This is a genomic window from Terribacillus sp. AE2B 122 (assembly GCF_902497585.1).
Taxonomy (GTDB): domain Bacteria; phylum Bacillota; class Bacilli; order Bacillales; family Amphibacillaceae; genus Terribacillus; species Terribacillus saccharophilus_A.
On the sequence record NZ_LR700944.1, the window covers coordinates 290318 to 309712 of the forward strand.

18 protein-coding genes and 2 pseudogenes are annotated in these 19395 nt (G+C 42.3%); 8 read left to right on the plus strand and 12 right to left on the minus strand.

Annotated elements, in window-relative coordinates; all coding sequences use genetic code 11:
- Nucleotides 1-69: 69 nt before the first annotated feature.
- Nucleotides 70-696, minus strand: coding sequence for a LysE family translocator (locus AE2B122_RS09870; RefSeq protein ID WP_095219782.1), 627 nt, complete (start codon nt 694-696; stop codon nt 70-72).
- 74 nt (nt 697-770) lie between these two features.
- On the opposite strand from AE2B122_RS09870, the pseudogene AE2B122_RS09875 reads away from it, so the two are divergent.
- Together AE2B122_RS09875 and AE2B122_RS09880 are read left to right on the plus strand one after the other, a co-directional pair.
- Nucleotides 771-1291, plus strand: a pseudogene (locus AE2B122_RS09875) (GNAT family N-acetyltransferase).
- 56 nt (nt 1292-1347) lie between these two features.
- A complete protein-coding gene (locus AE2B122_RS09880) occupies nt 1348-1812 on the plus strand; it encodes a YrvL family regulatory protein (protein WP_095219780.1) in 465 nt (154 codons plus the stop codon).
- Nucleotides 1813-1834: 22 nt separating this feature from the next.
- On the opposite strand, the gene AE2B122_RS09885 is transcribed toward AE2B122_RS09880, so the two are convergent.
- The 6 genes and pseudogenes from AE2B122_RS09885 to AE2B122_RS09910 form a co-directional block, all read right to left on the minus strand.
- Nucleotides 1835-1951 carry a YjcZ family sporulation protein gene (locus tag AE2B122_RS09885; protein WP_095219779.1) on the minus strand — a complete coding sequence of 39 codons (117 nt, stop codon included), beginning with the start codon at nt 1949-1951 and terminating at the stop codon, nt 1835-1837.
- A 423-nt stretch (nt 1952-2374) separates the two neighbouring features.
- Nucleotides 2375-4495 (minus strand): annotated as a pseudogene (locus AE2B122_RS09890) (DUF5689 domain-containing protein); the annotation flags it as partial.
- A 207-nt stretch (nt 4496-4702) separates the two neighbouring features.
- Entirely contained in the window at nt 4703-6118 is a 1416-nt protein-coding gene (locus AE2B122_RS09895; RefSeq protein WP_175073945.1) for a DUF1565 domain-containing protein, read from the minus strand.
- A 112-nt stretch (nt 6119-6230) separates the two neighbouring features.
- The gene (locus tag AE2B122_RS09900; RefSeq protein WP_095272053.1) at nt 6231-6626 is read right to left on the minus strand and encodes a thiol-disulfide oxidoreductase DCC family protein; all 396 of its coding nucleotides are present in this window, start codon (nt 6624-6626) and stop codon (nt 6231-6233) included.
- Nucleotides 6627-6642: 16 nt separating this feature from the next.
- Nucleotides 6643-7410: a hypothetical protein gene (locus tag AE2B122_RS09905; RefSeq protein ID WP_175073946.1), complete on the minus strand. Its 768-nt coding sequence runs from the start codon at nt 7408-7410 to the stop codon at nt 6643-6645.
- A complete protein-coding gene (locus tag AE2B122_RS09910; protein ID WP_175073947.1) occupies nt 7410-7976 on the minus strand; it encodes an AAA family ATPase in 567 nt (188 codons plus the stop codon). Before AE2B122_RS09910 ends, AE2B122_RS09905 begins: the two co-directional genes overlap by 1 nt.
- A gap of 127 nt (nt 7977-8103) precedes the next feature.
- Between AE2B122_RS09910 and AE2B122_RS09915 the strand changes: the two genes are divergently transcribed.
- From AE2B122_RS09915 to AE2B122_RS09925, 3 genes are all read left to right on the plus strand, one after another.
- Nucleotides 8104-8682, plus strand: coding sequence for a TetR/AcrR family transcriptional regulator (locus tag AE2B122_RS09915; RefSeq protein ID WP_175073948.1), 579 nt, complete (start codon nt 8104-8106; stop codon nt 8680-8682).
- A 1-nt stretch (nt 8683) separates the two neighbouring features.
- Nucleotides 8684-9379, plus strand: a complete 696-nt coding sequence (locus tag AE2B122_RS09920) for a hypothetical protein (protein WP_175073949.1) — start codon at nt 8684-8686, stop codon at nt 9377-9379.
- Between the two features lie 349 nt (nt 9380-9728).
- Nucleotides 9729-10661, plus strand: a complete 933-nt coding sequence (locus AE2B122_RS09925; protein ID WP_175073950.1) for an LCP family protein — start codon at nt 9729-9731, stop codon at nt 10659-10661.
- 31 nt (nt 10662-10692) lie between these two features.
- Here AE2B122_RS09925 and AE2B122_RS09930 read toward each other — a convergent pair whose 3' ends face one another.
- Nucleotides 10693-11373: a YoaK family protein gene (locus AE2B122_RS09930; RefSeq protein ID WP_175073951.1), complete on the minus strand. Its 681-nt coding sequence runs from the start codon at nt 11371-11373 to the stop codon at nt 10693-10695.
- 84 nt (nt 11374-11457) lie between these two features.
- Here AE2B122_RS09930 and AE2B122_RS09935 point away from each other — a divergent pair, with 84 nt between their 5' ends.
- Together AE2B122_RS09935 and AE2B122_RS09940 are read left to right on the plus strand one after the other, a co-directional pair.
- On the plus strand, nt 11458-12069 hold the full coding sequence (locus tag AE2B122_RS09935) for a DUF1232 domain-containing protein (RefSeq protein ID WP_175073952.1): 612 nt from the start codon (nt 11458-11460) through the stop codon (nt 12067-12069).
- 17 nt (nt 12070-12086) lie between these two features.
- Nucleotides 12087-12713 carry a DedA family protein gene (locus AE2B122_RS09940; RefSeq protein ID WP_175073953.1) on the plus strand — a complete coding sequence of 209 codons (627 nt, stop codon included), beginning with the start codon at nt 12087-12089 and terminating at the stop codon, nt 12711-12713.
- A 119-nt stretch (nt 12714-12832) separates the two neighbouring features.
- Here AE2B122_RS09940 and AE2B122_RS09945 read toward each other — a convergent pair whose 3' ends face one another.
- Both AE2B122_RS09945 and AE2B122_RS09950 read right to left on the minus strand, forming a co-directional pair.
- Nucleotides 12833-14056 carry an ATP-binding protein gene (locus AE2B122_RS09945; protein ID WP_095219906.1) on the minus strand — a complete coding sequence of 408 codons (1224 nt, stop codon included), beginning with the start codon at nt 14054-14056 and terminating at the stop codon, nt 12833-12835.
- 124 nt (nt 14057-14180) lie between these two features.
- Nucleotides 14181-14927, minus strand: coding sequence for an SDR family oxidoreductase (locus AE2B122_RS09950; protein WP_175073954.1), 747 nt, complete (start codon nt 14925-14927; stop codon nt 14181-14183).
- Between the two features lie 83 nt (nt 14928-15010).
- On the opposite strand from AE2B122_RS09950, the gene AE2B122_RS09955 reads away from it, so the two are divergent.
- Nucleotides 15011-15343, plus strand: a complete 333-nt coding sequence (locus AE2B122_RS09955; RefSeq protein WP_175073955.1) for a hypothetical protein — start codon at nt 15011-15013, stop codon at nt 15341-15343.
- Between the two features lie 14 nt (nt 15344-15357).
- Here the strand turns inward: AE2B122_RS09955 and AE2B122_RS09960 are convergent, their stop codons facing one another.
- Together AE2B122_RS09960 and ileS are read right to left on the minus strand one after the other, a co-directional pair.
- Nucleotides 15358-15939: a YjgB family protein gene (locus AE2B122_RS09960; protein ID WP_175073956.1), complete on the minus strand. Its 582-nt coding sequence runs from the start codon at nt 15937-15939 to the stop codon at nt 15358-15360.
- 119 nt (nt 15940-16058) lie between these two features.
- Nucleotides 16059-19109, minus strand: coding sequence for an isoleucine--tRNA ligase (ileS, locus tag AE2B122_RS09965; protein ID WP_175073957.1), 3051 nt, complete (start codon nt 19107-19109; stop codon nt 16059-16061).
- Nucleotides 19110-19395: the final 286 nt, after the last annotated feature.

Sequence of the window (19395 nt, forward strand, 5' to 3'; positions counted from 1 at the left end):
CACTACCGCCTCCAAGAAATTATATCTATATTCTACAGGAAAAAAGCGGTAAACTACAAATAGCCCTTGTCAGAGGATGCGTTTTAAAAATTGGGTGAAGAAAAGGATAGCAAAGTAACTGAGCACTAACCCCGCCCCAATGGAAACCCATTTCACGAAAGTCTCGTTGACGACTCTTCTTGTACCTGCGACGATACTCATCAGCCCGATATCATGTACTTGGATACCTGCCAGAATACCGAGTCCAGCGACAATGAAGGAAAGCTCGTTACCTTCTGAAAAACTGCTTGATAAAAAGGTACCGAAAACACTTATCCAAAACACGAGGTTACTAGGTGAAATTGCTACAAGCAATCCGTTTTTGTAAGATGATAGCAGCTTTTTTGTCGTTTTTTCCCCTTTAATCATAATCTGCTTGTCCGCATTTTTGATACTATCATAGGCAATATATAATAAGAAGATCGCACCAAGCAGCCACATGCCAGTCTGGATAGTAGGTGCTGCCAGGATCGGGGCAAGACCAAGAAAAAGAGCGACCATCAGCAGAAAATCGATTGTCATACCGCCAACTCCGACCATCCAGCCGTGAACGAAACCATTCTTTAAGCCTTGTTTAGTCATTTCAATGGTGACTGTACCAACCGGGAGAGCGATTGAAAGTCCTAAAAGCACATTTGTCAGAAACAGAGATAACAAGAGTATCACCGCCTATCAGAATATATTAAATATACATAATATTAACTAATTATACAACGAGAGGAGCATACAGTTTGTACAATCAAAAACAAATTCATCTGCGTCCCATCTCCATTTCCGATGCACCGACCTTATTCCAATTCTGGTCCAATCCGGAAGTAACTGCTTTTATGAATATCACCCCAATGCATTCTGTAGAGCAAGCAGAAGAGATGATTTTATACCTCATACAACTGGAACATGCTGATCGCTACACAATCCTGCTAGAAGATGACACAATCGTTGGTACTTGCGGTTCAATTACATTGATGCCGTGAATCAACGCGGAGAAATTGGCTATGAGATAGGAAAGGATTTCTGGAGAAGAGGTTATATGACCCAAGCACTACAAGCCTTGATCGAGGAAGGCTTCCAAACGTTAAAATTGAACAGAATAGAAGCAAAGGTAGAGCCCGGCAATGCACCTTCACGTCGTCTGCTCGAAAAAGCTGGCTTTCATGAAGAAGGTACCTTACGTCATTTTGAAAAATTGAATGGTATTTTTTTAGATATGGTCATGTACAGCCTGCTTCGCTCTGACTGTCCATCTATATGAAACTTTTAGATAGATTATTCGTATTAAGAGTCAGAGAGAATGCATGAGGTGATAGCGTGGCAACACAGCAGCGTAAAGGTAAAAGAAACAGAGTATCAAAGATTTCCGTAACAATTATTCTATCCATACTAGTAGGGTTTACATTCGCATTCGTAGCTGCCCTCTACTATTTCGGATTTCTGGGTGCTTTAAGTATCCTTGGTGCTGCTTATGAATCTCCCAAGCATTTGGCCGTATTTGTAGGTGTATATCTTGTTCTAAGTATTTTCGGTGAGTTAATTGCAAAAGTTATCTATTATATTTTCACTAAGAAACATAAAATACAGACATTTTATGATTTTATGGTTGCTTTTTCCTTGAACTTTGTAGTGAATTGGATTGCCATATCCATTGTGAACGGCTTATACGAACCTATAAATTTAGCATGGTATATAGAGATAGTTGTCGCAGCTTTCATTGCCCTAACAGAGGTAACCTTTGATTATGAAAAGAAAAAGAAGAAAAGAAACCGCGGTAAATAACCGCGGTTTCTTTTCGCATTGATTAGTAGCCGTAGCCGCCTCCAACGTAAGAAGCACCGATGATGATCAACAAAATGAAAAGAACTACTAGAAGCGCGAAACCGCTACCGTATCCTTTTCCGCCGTAACTTTCAGACATGATATCCCTCCTTTTTGACTCAAGTCATTCTATGTAGGTAACTACAGATGCGTACCGATTAACATGAAAAGAAAGCTCCACAAACGGAAAATTCGCTTTTATTCCATCAATTGCTGATGCCGTTTAATTGGTATTAGCGAAGAATCCATATTAAAAATGGTTAAACGCATTACGTTTCACATTTACTTTGATTATAAATGGAGAGCAAGAAAACCATTTAGCATGAAAGAAGCAGCACAAAAAAAGAAGCAGGGATTATTACATCCCTGCTTCTTTTTGCTTTTATGCGGCACATTTCCAGCTTTTATCGTGGCCTTTTCCTTTGCCTTTTCCTTTATCCGCACCCTTGTGTTTACCGTTGTCAGTTTTACATGGAACCGGTTCTTCTGCTTGAGCTGACTTAACGATATTATCCGTTGCAACAGGTTTTAGCTGATACGTATCATTGAAGATAGATGAGATACCTGTAATATCAACTTTTTCCCCTTCTTGGAATTGTGAAGTGAAGGTATCATAATTTAATCCGATTCGATTGTCGACCCGCACACGATTCACATTTCCATCAGCTGTTTGTGCATCGAACTCGAACGTACCATAAGTGCCGACCGCTTCGATATTCTGGATAGTCACTTCACTAAGCTTAACAAGCTGCCCTTGGTTCGTATCATCAATCGAAGAAACAGGTTTAGGTGCAGGGACATCTGCTTGTCCAGTAATTTCAGACTTGATGATGTCTGTTACTTCCACTTCTCCATTAAAAGTAGTTTTTACAGCACTGATTTGGACATGATCTCCAGTTTTGAAACTGTCACTGTCCTGAAAAACATAAATACCGGCAGTGTCGTCTTGTACATAGAAACCTTTACCGCCAAAGCTGCCCGGAGCAGATGTTACAATGCCCTCAATAGTAACAACTTCTCCATCCTGTACGTTGCGCGCTTCCTGAATAGCTACCAGCTGCGGAAGCTCCACCTCGTCTTCCGGTAAAGGCTCTGTTTCAACGTTTCCGACCTGTACAGACTTCGTCAGCAGATTGCTGCCATCCTTGCGAAGTCGCAGGCTTGCTGTGCCATCTGCGGTCGACGGATTTAATTGTGCAGGAATTTCTGCTACAGCTCTTCCTGTCGCATCTGCTGTGACAGAGAAGCTGCTGCTATATCCATAGCTGCTCGGCCAAGATCCAGTTGTGTTGAATTTCCCGATCTGCTGCCCGCCTGGTAAGTAGCTTCCCAGTTGCAAACCTGTCAGTGTCTCACCTGGCTGTAAATCCTCAACCACAACTCGCACAGTAAACTCTTGTTGTGTCGGCAATGTAGCAGGTGTCACGACGTCATACTTCGGATTTGATGCTACTTCATCGGAACCGTAAGAACCAGCTGCAAATGTACTCGGATCATACCAACGGTATCCAGCTGGTGGATTTGACCATGGCTCTGCTTCCGTTTCAGTAGTCAGTTCAGGATTTTCATTGATTGTAGCTGTTTCCAGCAAAGGCGTCACTTCACTCAAAGAAATAGATGTTTCCTCAAAGCTGGAATAGTCTTCTTTTTCGCTTAGCCATTCCATGACATTAAGCAGATACTGCCCGTTATTACCCTCTCCAGTAAAACCGTCATACGTACGCTTAGTTCTGCCGCTATCCTCTCGAAGATACTTAGGTGTAGCATCTTCTACAGGTGATGAATCACCTATGAATGCAGCTTTACCTTTCTCCAATTTGGATATTGCCGCAAAAGCTCCTTCATCAATTCCACCGCCAGCATACACCCCTTGGTCGACAGCATTCGGCCAAGCCGGGATATTTTCCGGGAAATAAATCAAGCCTTTGGATTTCGTCGGGTCGAGAATTGTCAATGTAGCTCCTGCATGGGATTCAACGACTTCAATACCTTCTGTAATACCGAAAGAATCAGATGGTTCGACCACAGTCTGTCCAGATTCGATATCACCTACAGCATTGAACCGGAAGCGAATACCGAAATTATCACCTAGCCAATCAGAGCTTTCTACACCTTGCATTCGATCAGAATTCGCTTCATCAGCCGACATACCTTTGGTTGGGTCTTCAAAAGCGCCCCGGCGATAACCGTTGAAGATCTCACCAGAATCCCAGCGGTTAAAGTTGCGATCCGCATTGTAATGGTCACCGATGAAGAAAATACTGCCGCCCTCCTGCGTGTAGCGCAGCATAGCATCCTGCTCCGATGTCTTGAATGGGATGTTCGGCTCCGGAATGACGAAAACATCATACGCACTCAGATCCTCATACGTGATAGCGGATGTTTTCCGTAATTCCTTCACATAATAGCCTTCCTCAGCTAATCCATTACCAAAATCAGAAAAAGCACCATCAATAACCCAGTCTGCAGCACCCGCAGTCTGTCCATGTGAATTATCAAATAAGACCTTTTTCCCGTTCGCTCCCCCCTTTGGCTGTATTTCCGGTGCAGGGTCAGCTGCAGTTTCAGCCTGGCTTTGTACGGCATAGCCGAAAAACGTAATAGGAATAAGCAATACAGCCAATATGAAGAACTTCCAATCCATCGCTCTTTTCACGAGCAGATTCCTCCCTTATATTTTAATAGATAAAGCATAGCAAATACTCGTCTACATTTGTATCCGTTTACAGAAACACTACAAAGATAAGAGAATATTTACGCAGCTGTAATCCTATTTTGTAAAAGGGCGATGCATCGTCATTCCACAACCTTCTTACGAAAAAACCTGCATGCTTAGCATGCAGGTTTTTTCTCAGTCTATTACTGCTTGAGCAGTCGTACCTTCTTTTAGGGTGAAATCCTTACTCGAGACATCCATGTAATGCACTTCTATAAAAGCAGAATCCTCTTCTTGTCCGGTCGCTTCTTGATATTTAGTAAAATCGTTATATTCTTGCTGTTTCCAAATCCAGCTGTTTTCCCGGCTCTCTTCTTTATCGTAAACATTTCTTGTCATAGTATTGCTGCTGTTTGATTTGAAATAATTAGATATGAAAAGTCCTGTTTTGCTGGAAGTAAACACATTATGTGATATATCATTGCCGCTAATATCATGCTGCAGAAGCAGTTGACCGCCATCAAGATCTTTTGTGTCATTTCGGAAGAGCACGTTATAAGTGATAGACGAATTTTTAGTGCCGCCTCGGTCCTCGTCGTAACCGCCGATTGAAATGCCTGTATAGTTGTTCTCATATACGTTGTTTTCAGTGATTTCGATGTTGTCTGCGTACTGTCCTTTGTGCTCAGACGTTGCTTCAATACCTAAATCATTCCGAAAAACTGTATTCGCTTTGATTTTAATATCTTTTGCACCATCAACATAGATGCCGCCTGCAGAATAGTCTTCTCCATATGCTGGATTACCAAAAGAAGAGTTATCATGTACTACATTGCCTTGTACTGTTCCGTTCCGTACATAATCTGCATCAGGGTCTTCTGATGTGCCCTCATAACCAATAAGATCGATTCCAATATTGTTATTATGACGAACAGTATTGCCCGTTACAGCAAATCCATCAATATTACCGTTCAGCACTACCGCTTCACTAAGACCAAGCGTCAATTCTTCTACAATATTATCCATAACTCGGATCTGTTCCATCTTGCCGGTTCCATATACCGCAACGCCATGAGCATTACCTTCATCTGAGTTGTTCCCTATATGGTGGATATGATTTTGAATGATATTAATATTAGAGCTGTTGCCCGTTATGAAAATACCCATCACAGCGAAGTCTGGAGAATCTGCATTCAAATCCTGAATGGTTAGTCCTTGAATTGTTATGTATTGCTTACTGTCTACATTTACAAGTGCTGTATCTTCTTCCATTACCTTGTCTTTGCCGCTGATAACCACTTTTTCATCTTTAAAATTACGAATGATCACTGGTGCCTCTTTCGCTCCGCTATGAGCTACTTCAAATCCATCCGTATAAGTACCACCACGAATATAAACGGTCGTACCAGCGGTGGCCTGATCCACTGCTGCTTGTATCGTACGAAGAGGTTTTTCTTTCGTTCCTTCATTCTCATCATCCCCATCAGTGGCGACAAATAGCTGTTTCAAAGCGGTTACTGCTTCCACTTCCTTCTTGTTGTTCGACGCAATCGAATAGATACCCGCGCCAATCAAGCACAGTACGATTGCGGCCAGGATCGTTATTCTCATCAGCTGACTCTTTTCTATGCAATATTTGCCGTTCTTGGCTACTGCTAGTATGATACCGTTCCTCAGACAATTTGTATAGGAGCTCTGCTGAATCTTCATAAAATCTTTATTCTCACAAAAATCGCTCTTTTAAATCGGGTGATGGCAGCATGCATTGATCTTGTCTGCCGAACCAACGATAACGATTTCTAGCAACATATCGATAGATTAAATCCCGAATTGGCCGTGGAATGATTAGAGCTGCAGCAGACAGTTTCCATGCACCGTCTAGATGACGTGCAATACGCAAAATTGCACTGGATTGCATATACACCCTTCCATTTTCCACAAGTATGATGCTGTCTACGTGATCCGGAATTTGCTTATTCACTTTCAACTGTCCGCCAAAATCGCTTTGGAGGGAAGCGAATTTGAAATAAGCATCCTTGTCATGTTTGATGATAAATTGGACACTGCTATTACATAAATTGCATACACCATCAAAAAGAATGATTGCCTTGTTGTCCATTTTATCCCTCCTTTTGTTATTCGTTCACTCTATTGTGCAACATCATCTCATTTTCCTTTGTCAGGTAGGTTGTTTTATAGACTTCCTGCCGATCCAAATTCTTTTCTATCAAAGTCACATAATATGTTTCCTTTTCCCCCGGAACTTTTTCAATAACCGTCTCTCTCGTCAAACGTTCTCCAAATAACTCCCATTCTACTACCTTTTTTGTTTTCTCTGGGAAGCCGCCATTTTCTTCCTGGCCATGCTGTTGTGTAACAAATGCAACGGCCTCTCTGGCAGAATAACCTGGATCGACGTCACCCATTTCATCAATCGGCGGCGGTACCGACTGTACTTGACCAATAATGTAGACTATCAGATACGCTATAAAGGGTACATACATTACAAGCCATCCGATACGCCCCTTCTGTGTTATATGCCACAGACCCAGTTCTATCAAAGCGAACAGGATCGCCAAAAAAGCACCCAATCCTGCACTAAACAGAAAAGCAGCCGTACTTTGCGAAGAAAGACTCAATACTGCAAAAGGCAGCCCTCCTAAACCATGGAGTGCGATATAAAGTCCTATCTGCCCTTTATTGACTGGTTTTACTTTCCTGCTGATCAACCAGGAGATGAAGATGCCATAGATAAAAATGAATGGACTCATATAGATAGCGAAGATGAGTGCTCCAGAAATGCTTATCTGCTGACCCTCTTGCAGAAAGCCACTTAATCCAATGCAAAGGGAAAACATACTGACGAGCAAAAAACCTGCACAAAATTTATGCACAATGCTCATCATTTATCCTCCAAACTAAAATGCTGAATAATCCGCTCTGCTGTCGCAGAGGCTAGAAGGTCATCGGTTTGAATCTGCAAATAATTTGCTTCTTTAATTTCTCCCTCTCTCGATTGCAGACGGCTGGTTTCCATTGTGCGGAGGAGATCCGCTTCTGAAAAGGCAATATTCCGTTTTGTCGGTTTATGTTCCAAACGGTTTTCAGTTACATTACGTCTCAACCTGGTATCAACACCAGCTTGCAGCTCAACGAAATAAATTTGTATGTGCTGCTTCTTGAAGATGGCACACATTCTATCAACTGTTTCCCAATCTTCATCACTTGAAAAATCCCATACGAAGGTAAATATGAAACCCGGCAGATTTGTTTTCGCAACAGATCGGTATATTTCTTCTCTAAAAAGTGTGGATAGACGCCACATTTCATCACTAAAGCCAAAGAAAGGTACTAATAAATCAATTGTCATATGATTGTGCAGTAAACGATAACCCAGTTGCTTTTCCAGCTCTTGTCCGACTGTCATTTTCCCGACAGCCTGTGGTCCGAATAATAAGATGACATTCATGTAATCACCCCTTTTTCCTCATTGTAGCAAACCATTTGGAATTATTGTAAATTATTGTTATAAACTTGATATTTTACCGACCGGTAAGTAAAATACAGTGTATAAACAAACTTATAAGGATGAGACCGTGGCAAAAGGAGATACGTATAAGCATATAATCGATTCAGCATTAGCACTTGTAGCAGAATTTGGGCTGGAGAAGGCCAGCTTATCCATGATAGCTAACAAAGCTGGTATATCAAAACCAGCGATTTATTATTATTTTTCTTCTAAGGAAGCACTACTCGATCATTTATTTCATCTGCTTTTCGATGACTATCAATTTGATCACTATTTCCCTTTAGAAACGTACACAAAGGATAATTTCTCCTCCCTGCTTACAGACAATGGACTGCATTTACTGCAGGAGTACGATGAAAATCCTGAGCTTTTGAAAATAATTAACCATTTTATTGTGTATGCCGGACAGAAACAGGCCTATGATGAAAAGCTCAAACATACACTGACAGAATTTCTCGACGGCTTTAGAAGACTGCTGATTCACGGCCAGAAGCTTGGTGTAATAAAAGAAGGAGACTTAACTGCTAAATCTCAATTACTCGGATTGGTTCTAGACAACATTAGCAGCTATCTTTTAATGGGTATTAAAGTGGAAAGTACTGCCGTTTGGACCCAAGCTGTTTCTTATGTGATGGGAGATGACTGATATGAGGAATATTGAATTCGGGCTGACGAGAAATGAAAAATACGCTGTACACTTAGTACCACCCATTCTTGGAGCAGTTGCTGGCTGGTATTTACCTGTTTTAGCCAGATCGATTCTGAAGCTTCCATGGCTTCCTTATCAAGGAGTCATTGAAAAAATAGCTTCTTATTCAGGAATGACGGCATCTGTCATCCTTTGCATTTTAGGCATTGTTGCTGGAATAGCTCTTTCCCAGTTCATTTTCTATGAAACACTGAGAGTCTTTATTAACGATGATTCCGTGACTGTTAAGATACGAGATACAAAAGACAATTTCCGCAAAGAAGATCTTCAATCCATCTATATGGACGGGAAATCACTTGTATTTGTAGGGCAACAAGAGAATGAACTGTTCAATGAGAAATATGATGGAAACAAAAAGAAAATCGCAAAGATATTTCTCTCACTAGGATATCCATGGTTCGACTCAGACCCATACCAAGCCGCTTACCGCCGCTGGTATGAAAATGACCACCAAATACCAGCAGCTGTGCATGCCTTATTACGAGCAAGAAAAGGTTGTTTGGAAAATGGCCAGGAAACGATGGCCAGACAGTTACGATTGGATCTAGCAGCAATAGGTGTTGCAGTGAAAGATCGCAAAGATAAACAATATGTCCGTCTTGACCATTCAACGATTGGCCAAAAATTAAATTAACAAAAAAAGAGCTGCAAGGGAAACCTTACAGCTCTTCTTACTATAAGAGTTGAAATAGCTGAAATAATTTATGAGCAGCATCAAGTAGTTGGTTGCAAGCTGTAGGGATGACAGTGAAGAGTGCGAGCAGAAGAGCCAGATTATCTTTTGGCTGTTTGGGATTGGTTGGGCATTCCTTCATGGCAGACATTCCTCCCTTCCATACTCATCGGGCAGGTCTGTTGCTGGGAAGTAAATGGAGCCATTAGTACGATAAAATTAGTATCCCTCTAACAGTTTCTTTTATACACGATGTTGACAAATCGTCAACAACAGCGTACCTTGGAATGGTATGGGGGGTAGTACGAAAATGGAAAGACAACGTAAAACAAAACGTAAGCGCAAGCGACGAATAGGGAGGTATATCATACTTATCCTTCTTGTCCTCGTAATTGGAGTTGGTTCCTTCCTCCTTCTTACTGCAAGGGATGTAAAACAGACAGTTGACGGTATTCAGAAGGAAACGACTGCGATTGATGAAGGTGTGACATCTAAGAAAATCAAGAACAAAGAGAGAATTAATGTTCTTTTGCTTGGTATTGATGAAAGGGAATTTGATTCTGGGCGTTCAGATGCTTTGTTGCTTATGTCATTGGATCCAGCCACTGAATCTATGGAATTGGTAAGTATTCCACGGGACACTCGAACGGAAATTATTGGACACAATACAGTTGATAAAATCAATCATGCCTATGCTTTTGGCGGTGTTGACATGTCCTTGGAAACAGTAGAGAATCTGCTGGACGCTGATATCGATTATTTTGTAGAGATCAATATGCAGGGGCTAGCCGATCTTGTTGATGCTGTAGGCGGTGTAACAGTAGATAATAAACTGGACTGGTATGATGAAGGCTTTTACAAAAAGGACTATCATTATAAAAAAGGGCAAATCAATTTGGATGGCCAGCAAGCTTTGGGCTATGCAAGAATGCGTCACTTAGACCCTGACGGGGATTTTGGAAGGAACGCCAGACAGCGTCAAGTAATTGAAGCCGTACTCAATAAAGGTGCCAACATCAAATCTGTTGGCAAAATTGATGACTTACTAGATGTATTGGGCAAAAACGTGCAGACAAATATCAACCTTGCTTCCATGCGTCATCTGCTAACAGATTACCGTAATGTTCGTAATTCTGTTCAAGAGCATGAAATGAGAGGCGAAGGCACAAAAATCAATGGAATTTATTACTTGATAGTGCCAGAGGATGAGATAACTGCTATACATGATATTATAAGCAAATAAAGAAGAAGATCCGTCTGGATCTTCTTCTTTATTACGCAATAGTTTTTTTCCTTTGGAGCAGGAGTACTAATGCTAGCAACGCCACACCTATCCAAATAGTATGCAGTCCGATGAGTCTTTCACTTAAACTACCTGCAGCTGCACCTAATAGGTACAAAAGAATAGCACCACCTCTAAGGTATGTATCAAGCGAAAGCTTTTGAGCATTCTTTTGCATCGCTCCCACAAGCCCTTCTATGAAGGCTGCAAGTGTACTCGTTAGTACTGTTGAGGAAAGACCAGCAATCTTGAGATTCCTTCCTGCTATAGTTTGCATTCCCATAGCTGTACTTAGTATTAGGAGGATAATTGATGATACAGTGCCACTGGCCGGCATGAGCAGAATCACTGCCGCAGACAGTAAGAACAAAATAAATTCCCAAGTTAAAATACTTCTTGATTTACCGCTCTTCCTTTGTATAAATACAGTTGCAACGATCCCAATGATGAAACCCACTAATGCTAAAGCAGCATTACTCAAAACAACCTGCCTTGCATCCCCGATACCAATACCTAGCAACACAATGTTTCCTGTCATGTTGGCAGTAAACACATGCGATAATCCAATATAACCTAATACATCAATCACTCCAGATATAGCACATAAGAGCAAAATGGTAATGTGGTCACGCTTTATTTGCATTTTTTCTTTCCTTCTTTCCTTCTTTCTCATTCCTTTCTACCGCATCTATTGACAAATTGTCAACATCCTTGTACGGTTAGAAAATGAAATCTTAAAAGAGGAGATGTCTGCATTATGGACATTAACAAAGATAATTCCAATATAGAGAATCTTCTACGTTCCTTAATCAAGGAAAAAAATCTATCCATCCGAGAATTGAGCAGACGCACTGCAATTGATACTGCTATCATATCCAAGATACTGAATGGTAAACGCAAAGTGACCGTTAACCACCTTAAGAAGTTCAGTGAAGTTCTGGATGTTTCACACGAGGAATTGATGCGTGCGGCCGGTTTTCTGGACCAAACCGAAACCTTACAAACAGAACATCATTTGGAAGCTCTTTGCAAGCAGGCTGACCCTTCCTTCACAACAGAAAGAATGCTAAATCAACTGGCTGCTTATGAGGAGATTTCGCTTACTGATGGAGGAAAACAAATAATTGAAAATGAATTCAATGACAAAATTTCATCTGTTGGAAGTGCGGGAAAACTAGTAAATGATCTAAAGCACATGTTTTATAAATTCCAATCGGGTATCGGAACAAAACGAGAATTAATACTTTTTGGTGCAGCTTTACTTTATTTTATCAATCCTATAGATGTGCTGCCTGATTATATATTTCCATTCGGCTATCTAGATGATACGTTGGTTGTCCATACCGCAATGATGAATAGTAGTAAATAGCAAAAGGAGATACTTACGTGGAAACGTGGATGAATGAATTAATGGCTGCCTATGGTTATCCTGCTATTGCCCTCTTGATGATGGTAGAGATTGTAATTCCTCCGCTGCCTTCGGAAGTCACTCTGTTGTTCGGAGGCTTTCTTGCAGCTACTACTAGCTTACATCCAATCTTTGTAATACTGGCAGCTACATTAGGCGCGATGGTTGGCACTTCGATTTTGTACTGGATTGGAACATTGTTTGATATAGACAAGCTTTCGAATTGGATAGAAAAGCGACGCAAATGGCTGCGCCTCAATCCAGCTCATCTGCATAAAGCTGTAGCATGGTTCGAGAAGTATGATATGTGGGCTGTATTCCTCTGTCGTTTCATTCCCCTCGTAAGGAGCTTGATCTCTATTCCTGCTGGTATGGCCAAGATGCATTTTGGAATATTCCTTTTCTTCTCTGCTATAGGAACTTTGATCTGGAATTCGATAGTCGTTATGTTAGGGGTATGGGTCGGGGCTTCATGGACTAGGGTGGAAGCATATCTCGATTACTATAAGTATGGCATGTTAGCATTAATCATTGCTGCTGCCGGCGGGATTGTCATCTGGAAATTAGGCAAAAAAAGAAAAAAAGAACTTGAAGGGCTGAAGTGACAACAGCATATTTCAATTAAAGCCATTAACCGGAGATGCATCTCCGGTTAAATACAACTTCTTGATGATATTTTCGGACTCTTTTATTATTCTTCACATAGATGGTGTCTCTCAGATTTTCAACGGAATCCTAATTCATCCTGCTGTTCTTCCCACCATTTTCCGGACTTGCTTTTCTTAAATTCCCGCTTCATATTCTTAATGATGTCTTTAGCGGAAACCTCATCACCTTGATGTTTGGCTGCTGCCAGAAAAACAAAGAGCTCTTTGAGCTGAGCAAACGAGAAACCTTCTGTCTTAACCACCACTTTGTCCACTTCTTCTTGGTCCAGTAGATTCAGGAAACCAACTTTCTCTACGTACTGGCTGCGCAAGGATGCATCTGGCAAAGTAATTTCGTAGCCTCGATCGAATCGTCCTGCGCGGTTAATCAAACCGGGGTCGATTTCCTCTGGATAGTTGGTTGTACCAATTAAGAAAATACCTTCCTTAGACGTCGCCCCATCCAATGTATTCAAGAAGTAGGAACGCACTTCATCTGGCATAGAGTCAATATCTTCGATAACCAGAACCATTGGTGCCAGTCGTGTAGCTGAACTGAATACTTCTTCTATTGATTCACTGGATGTATGTTCAGTAATCTGCCAATAAGCGACTGGTGCCGCAACTGTATTGGCGATTGATTTCACAAGTGTTGTTTTTCCGTTTCCAGGCGGTCCATATAAAAGAATTCCACGGCGATACGGAATATCATAGGTTGTGAAGAAGGATCGATCTTCCGTAAAGAATTGATCCAGCATGCCATAAATCTCTTTTTTTACAGATTCACTCAGCACGACATCTTCGCGTGTCACTGTATTCGTTACTTGCTGCTGTTCCTGTGATACACCCTCGCCATTATCCTTAAAGACAAGAACTTCATCTCTGCTTTTCTTCCAGACTCTATCCCGAAGCGTTTGCAGGAAGGAGGTGATATTCTCTTTCCCTGTTGCCAGCACACATTGCAAATACACGATGCTCGCATCACTGAAATACGGGATTCTCGCAAAAGCTACACCAGCATCAGGATAGGCATACAACTGGTTATTCAATGCACGGTATACCTTGTAAACTGGTACTTGTGCTTCTTCATCATATTCAAATGTATAGCTCTCCAGCCGCTCAAAAAGCTGGGCAACATGCTCAATTTCTGGATTTTCTTTTCGGATATCTTCTTCTACGATTGTCCATAATTCAAAATGAATATCATCTGTATTATACACAGCGTAAAATTCACCGTACTTTTCTTGGAGTTCCTCTTGCATGCTTTTCATCAATCCCGCAAATGCAGGATACCCAGGCATCTCTTTTCCTGTTTCCTTTACAGTTTCTTCATATAAATAGCGCAATTAGTGTCCCCCTCCTACTTACATCCCCTTCATCTTAACTGAAAGCAGGAACCATTAATAGATTTATTTTCCATATATGTCATCTGCGGAGGAAACCCCCTTCTGAATGAAGCTCCTGCCCTGTCACCCAATAGCCATCTTCTCCGACTAGGAAGCTGATGAGTCTCGCAGCATCATCCGGCTCCCCGATTCTTCCCATTGGAAATTGTGGAAGCAGGTGATGTCTTATATCGTCTGTCATCCATGTACTGTCTGTCGGCCCTGGATTGACTGCATTCACATTGATTCCAAACTGCGCCAAGTCAGCCGCAAGTGACTGGGTGAATGCGGTAATGGCACCTTTTGTAGCGATGTATGCCATTTCGTCAGGCATAGGTCCTTGGCTCTGACCAGAAGTGAGGTTTACGATACTTCCTTTGTCAGCTGGCCGATGCTCTTTGAAGAGTTTTGCGAATCCCGAGCAAAGCAAAAAGACACTTCTCATATTCACAGCATAATGACGATCCAACTGGACCACATCAAGCTCCGCATAGGTACCATTCTCGGAAAAGGCAGCACAATTGACCAGTATAGCCGGAACTCCGAACTGCTTTTGTACTTTATACAGAATAGCTTCGGCAGCCTCCGGTTGCTCAAGATCTGCTTCCAGTCCTTTGCACCTAACTCCCATTTCACTTATTTCATTCGTTAACTGATCGGGCCATGTCTCACCGGCGCGCCAATATGTAAAAAAGATATCCACCCCTTGTTCTGCTAATCGGCGACATACTGCCGTACCAATGGAGCGAGGATACGAAACACCTGTGATAATTGCTATTTTAGCCATTCAGGAAAACCTCCTATTTTTAACCATATCCTAACATCATTCGTGTACACTTAAAGGAAATCCTGTAAGAAAGGGGCTTTCTATTGAAAAAGCATCTATTGTTTACAATTTGCAGCTTTATACTGACAATCCCGATTTACAGCTGGCTTCTTTATAAAGCTACTTCCGAATCTGCATTCACTCAAAGTGATATGTGGACATCTATCATTGTTCCTCTTTATGTAATCGGCTGGACAAGCAGCAGAGAAAAAGGTTTTTCTGCATACGACCTCTTTCTGCTGACGGCAGCAATTTGTACTGCACTGGACATCTACTTGCACGCACAACCTAGTATATTTCTCCTCATTACAACTCTGATTGGAACGCTCATACTGCCCCTGCAGTATATAATTCGGGCAGCAAAAAAGCAGGAGTGATCCTCCTGCTTCGCCTAATTAATTGGTACAAGATTTACATGATCGACTTGAAGTGTTTCATCATTCACGATGAATTCCAGTTCAAAATCGCCGGTTTCATATAGATATTTATGCTGGTTTGTCTGCGAGATCGAAGTAATGGCATCTGCCTTGCCAAGCTGCTCCTCCAATACAGCAGGTGTAATGCTGTCTAGATTCGTCTGGCGCTCAACATTGGTTCCCAAATAGCGAATTTCCTTCAATGTGCCATCTTGACTGTATGCGAAGCTGAAACCCGGATTCCCCATCTCTGCATGATACGTGTCATAAGCATCAGATAGGAAAGGTTCCCCAAGTCTATCCACAATATCTGTCCGCGTCGTTTCACCTATAGTGAAATTGCCGGCCACTCCGATGGAAGATCCTTCAGAAGCCTGCGTATAGATAGTCTGGAGTGTTTCAAGAGCTGCTTCATTCGTTTCGGAAGAATGGACCGCTTCCCTAGTTTCGGCGTCAACAGATACCGCACCCGGAATCATGAAGCTTCCAGACCCTAGAACAGCTCCTGCGCAAACGACACTTAGCGCTGCCTTGCGTGCTGGATTCCTTCTTGCCATAAAGCATACCTCCTTTTGGTATAGTTATGTTTACCGCGATAGAGGTTTTATCAAACATACAGGAAGTACACATTATTTGTTTCGACATTTACGGTTCCATCGTCCAGCAAGCACAGTACTTATTCGACCCCAAGCTGCAAATGCTCTCCTTCTACTTCGACACCCTTTGCCTTCTCATACTGTTTATAAAGTACTTCCTGTAAAACGAGATTATGATGAAGCATATCCGTATATTTTTGCAGCACATCTATTACTGCAGGGCTGGCATCGATATATAGATTCACGCGCTTTTCAACAGGCAGATCAAGCTCTTTCCGATACGTCTGCACTTCACGGATTACTTCACGAACAAATCCTTCTTCCTTCAGTTCCGTTGTAAGCTTCGTATCTAAAAGTACAGACAGTCCATTTCCTTCCGATAGCAGCAGCTGGTTGGAAGGCACTTTTTCTATGATGACCTCTGCTTTTGTCAGCTCTAAATTAGATATAGCTATCTTGCCTTTTTCTAACAACTCTTTTATCTGCACCTGTTCAATCTGAGCTAATGCCTGTTTTGCTTCTCCAACACGCTTGCCGAGTCTTGGTCCGGCAACTGCAAAATCCAGTTTCGCAGAGTGGGTGAACAAGTGATCGTTATTTTCTAATTTTATTTCTTTTACATTCGTCTCTTCTTTTATCGTTGCAGCATAGCCTGCCAATCGTTCAGCAACACAATTTTCACCTAACACATACACTGCTGCGAGGGGCTGCTTTGTCTTGATTCCGGCTGTATTTCTGGCTGCACGGGTCAGTTCAACAACTTGAAGGACTGTTGTCATATCCTCCTCCAGCTGGGTATTGATTAACTCGTCGCAAGGCTTTGGATAATCTGTTAAATGGACACTGTTACCAGTTAACTGCAAATGGATGTCTTCCGCGATGTATGGTGTAAATGGTGCCAGCAGCTGTGCCGTTTTCTTCAGTACTTCATAGAGCGTACTGAATGCTGCACGTTTGTCCTCGGTCATACCACTGCTCCAGAACCGCTGACGTGATCTTCTTACATACCAATTGCTCAATTCATCTAAGAACGTGCCCAATTCTCTTGCAGCATTTGTGATATCATACTGCTCCAAATAATCGTTTACTTGCTTGGTAACACTGTGCAAGCGGGATAGGATCCATTCATCCAGTGTCGAACGCACTCCGCCATTGTCCTTCTCTCCATCAAATTGATCGATTTGCTGATAGAGCTGATAGAAGGAAAAGACGTTAGACAATGTGTCAATCATCTTCGATTTTGCTTGTGCAACTGTTCGTTCCGAGAAACGCTTATTGTTCCAAGGCGCGCTATCGGAAAGGAGCGCCCACCGTAATGCGTCTGCTCCGTACGTTTCCATGAGCTCAGTCGGATTCAGCGCGTTACCTTTGCTTTTTGACATCTTCTGTCCATTTTCATCAAGGATGTGCCCTAGTGACAGGACACGTTTATAAGGTGCCTTCCCAGTTACCAAAGTAGATACAGCAAGGAGACTGTAGAACCATCCTCTTGTCTGATCGACTCCCTCGATGACAACATCAGCTGGGTACTGGCTTTCAAACAACTTTTTGTCACCAAAAGGATAATGATATTGTGCAAATGGCATCGAGCCGCTGTCAAACCATACATCAATCACTTCGCTCGTACGCTGCATCGTATCTCCACACTCACAACGCAGCTGGATCTGATCTACATATGGCTTATGCAGTTCCACATCTTCCGGTACAGAACCAATCGCTTCCTGCCTTAATTCTGCGATGGATCCGGGCGCTTTTTCTTTGCCGCATTTACAGGTCCATACATTTAAAGGCGTACCCCAGTACCGATTTCTGCCGATATTCCAATCGACCATATTGTCGAGGAATTTACCGAACCGCCCTTCCTGCATATGACCTGGATGCCACTCGACCTGCCGGTTATTCTCTTGCATTTTCTCCTTCACATCAGTCATGCGGATGAACCAGCCTTCCATTGCGTAATACAGAAGCGGAGAGTCGCAGCGCCAGCAATGCGGGTAGCTATGGGTGTATTTCTCTTTATGGAATAACCTGTTCTTCTCTGCAAGCAGCTTGATGATATCCACATCACAATCCTTTACGAAACGGCCAGCGAGCGGTGTGATTTCTTCTATATATCTCCCTTTCCCATCCACAATGTGGACAAAATCAAGATCATTATCCTGAACGACGCGATAGTCATCTTCCCCATATGCCGGAGCGATGTGCACAAGACCCGTTCCACTCTGATCTGTAACGAAATCTGCTAACACTACTTGGTGCCCTTTGTCTATTTGGACGTAAGAGAAAGGCGCTTCATAACGGACACCCGCTAAGTCCTTTCCTTTGCGGGATTCTACAACTTGAAAATCGTCTTTGAATAATTTCTTTGCCAATCCCTCTGCAACGATATATTTCTCATTTTCCTGCTGGACTGTCACATAGTTAAGTTCAGGATGGACCGCGATTGCGACATTCGCAGGTAGTGTCCAAGGTGTAGTTGTCCAGCCCAGCAAGTATTCGTCAGTCGTACCTTCCACTAGAAACTTAGCTGTAGCAGATAAATCTGATACATCTTTATAGCCTTGGGCTACCTCATGTGAGCTCAAGGATGTTTCACAATGTGGACAATATGGGACGACTCGATGCCCCTTATACAACAAACCTTCCCCATGGATGTGCGACAAGATATGCCATACAGATTCGATATAGCTGTTATCCAGCGTAATGTACGGATCCTCCATATCGACCCAGTAGCCGAGAGCTTCCGTAAACTGCTTCCACTCCCGCTCATACGTGAATACACTTTCTTTACACTTTTCAATAAAACGCTCTACCCCGTACGTTTCGATTTGCTCTTTACCACTTATCTTCAGCTGTTTCTCGACTTCCAGCTCAACTGGCAGACCATGCGTATCCCATCCTGCCTTACGTTTGACCTGATAACCGTCCATCGTTTTGTAGCGAGCGATAAAGTCCTTGATCGTTCTTCCTAATGCATGACCTGCATGCGGCATTCCATTTGCTGTTGGCGGTCCTTCATAAAATACGTATGGCTTCTCTCCTTCCCTGTTTCGAACAGATGTATGAAAAGTGTCGTTCTCCTGCCAATACTCTCTTATTTTCTGCTCTTTTAAAGCTGCTTTATCCTGCATCTCTTTCACTCTCCTCCAGATAAAATAAAAATCCCGACACTGCATACACAGCGCCGGGATCTACCGAAAATTCCAAAATAAAAAAACCATAAGTAGTGGTTTTAGTCGGAAACACTACGTACTATCATACGCGTCCCTTGTATCGGTGGAAAACCGTCAAAGCCTACATGTCGGCTTTGCTTCTCGGAGAGGATTTTCATCATGATCTTATCATCGACTTGCACCAACCGTCGACTCTCTAAAGATAAGCTGTCTTGACTACTTGTTCTCGTCAGCGAATTACTTA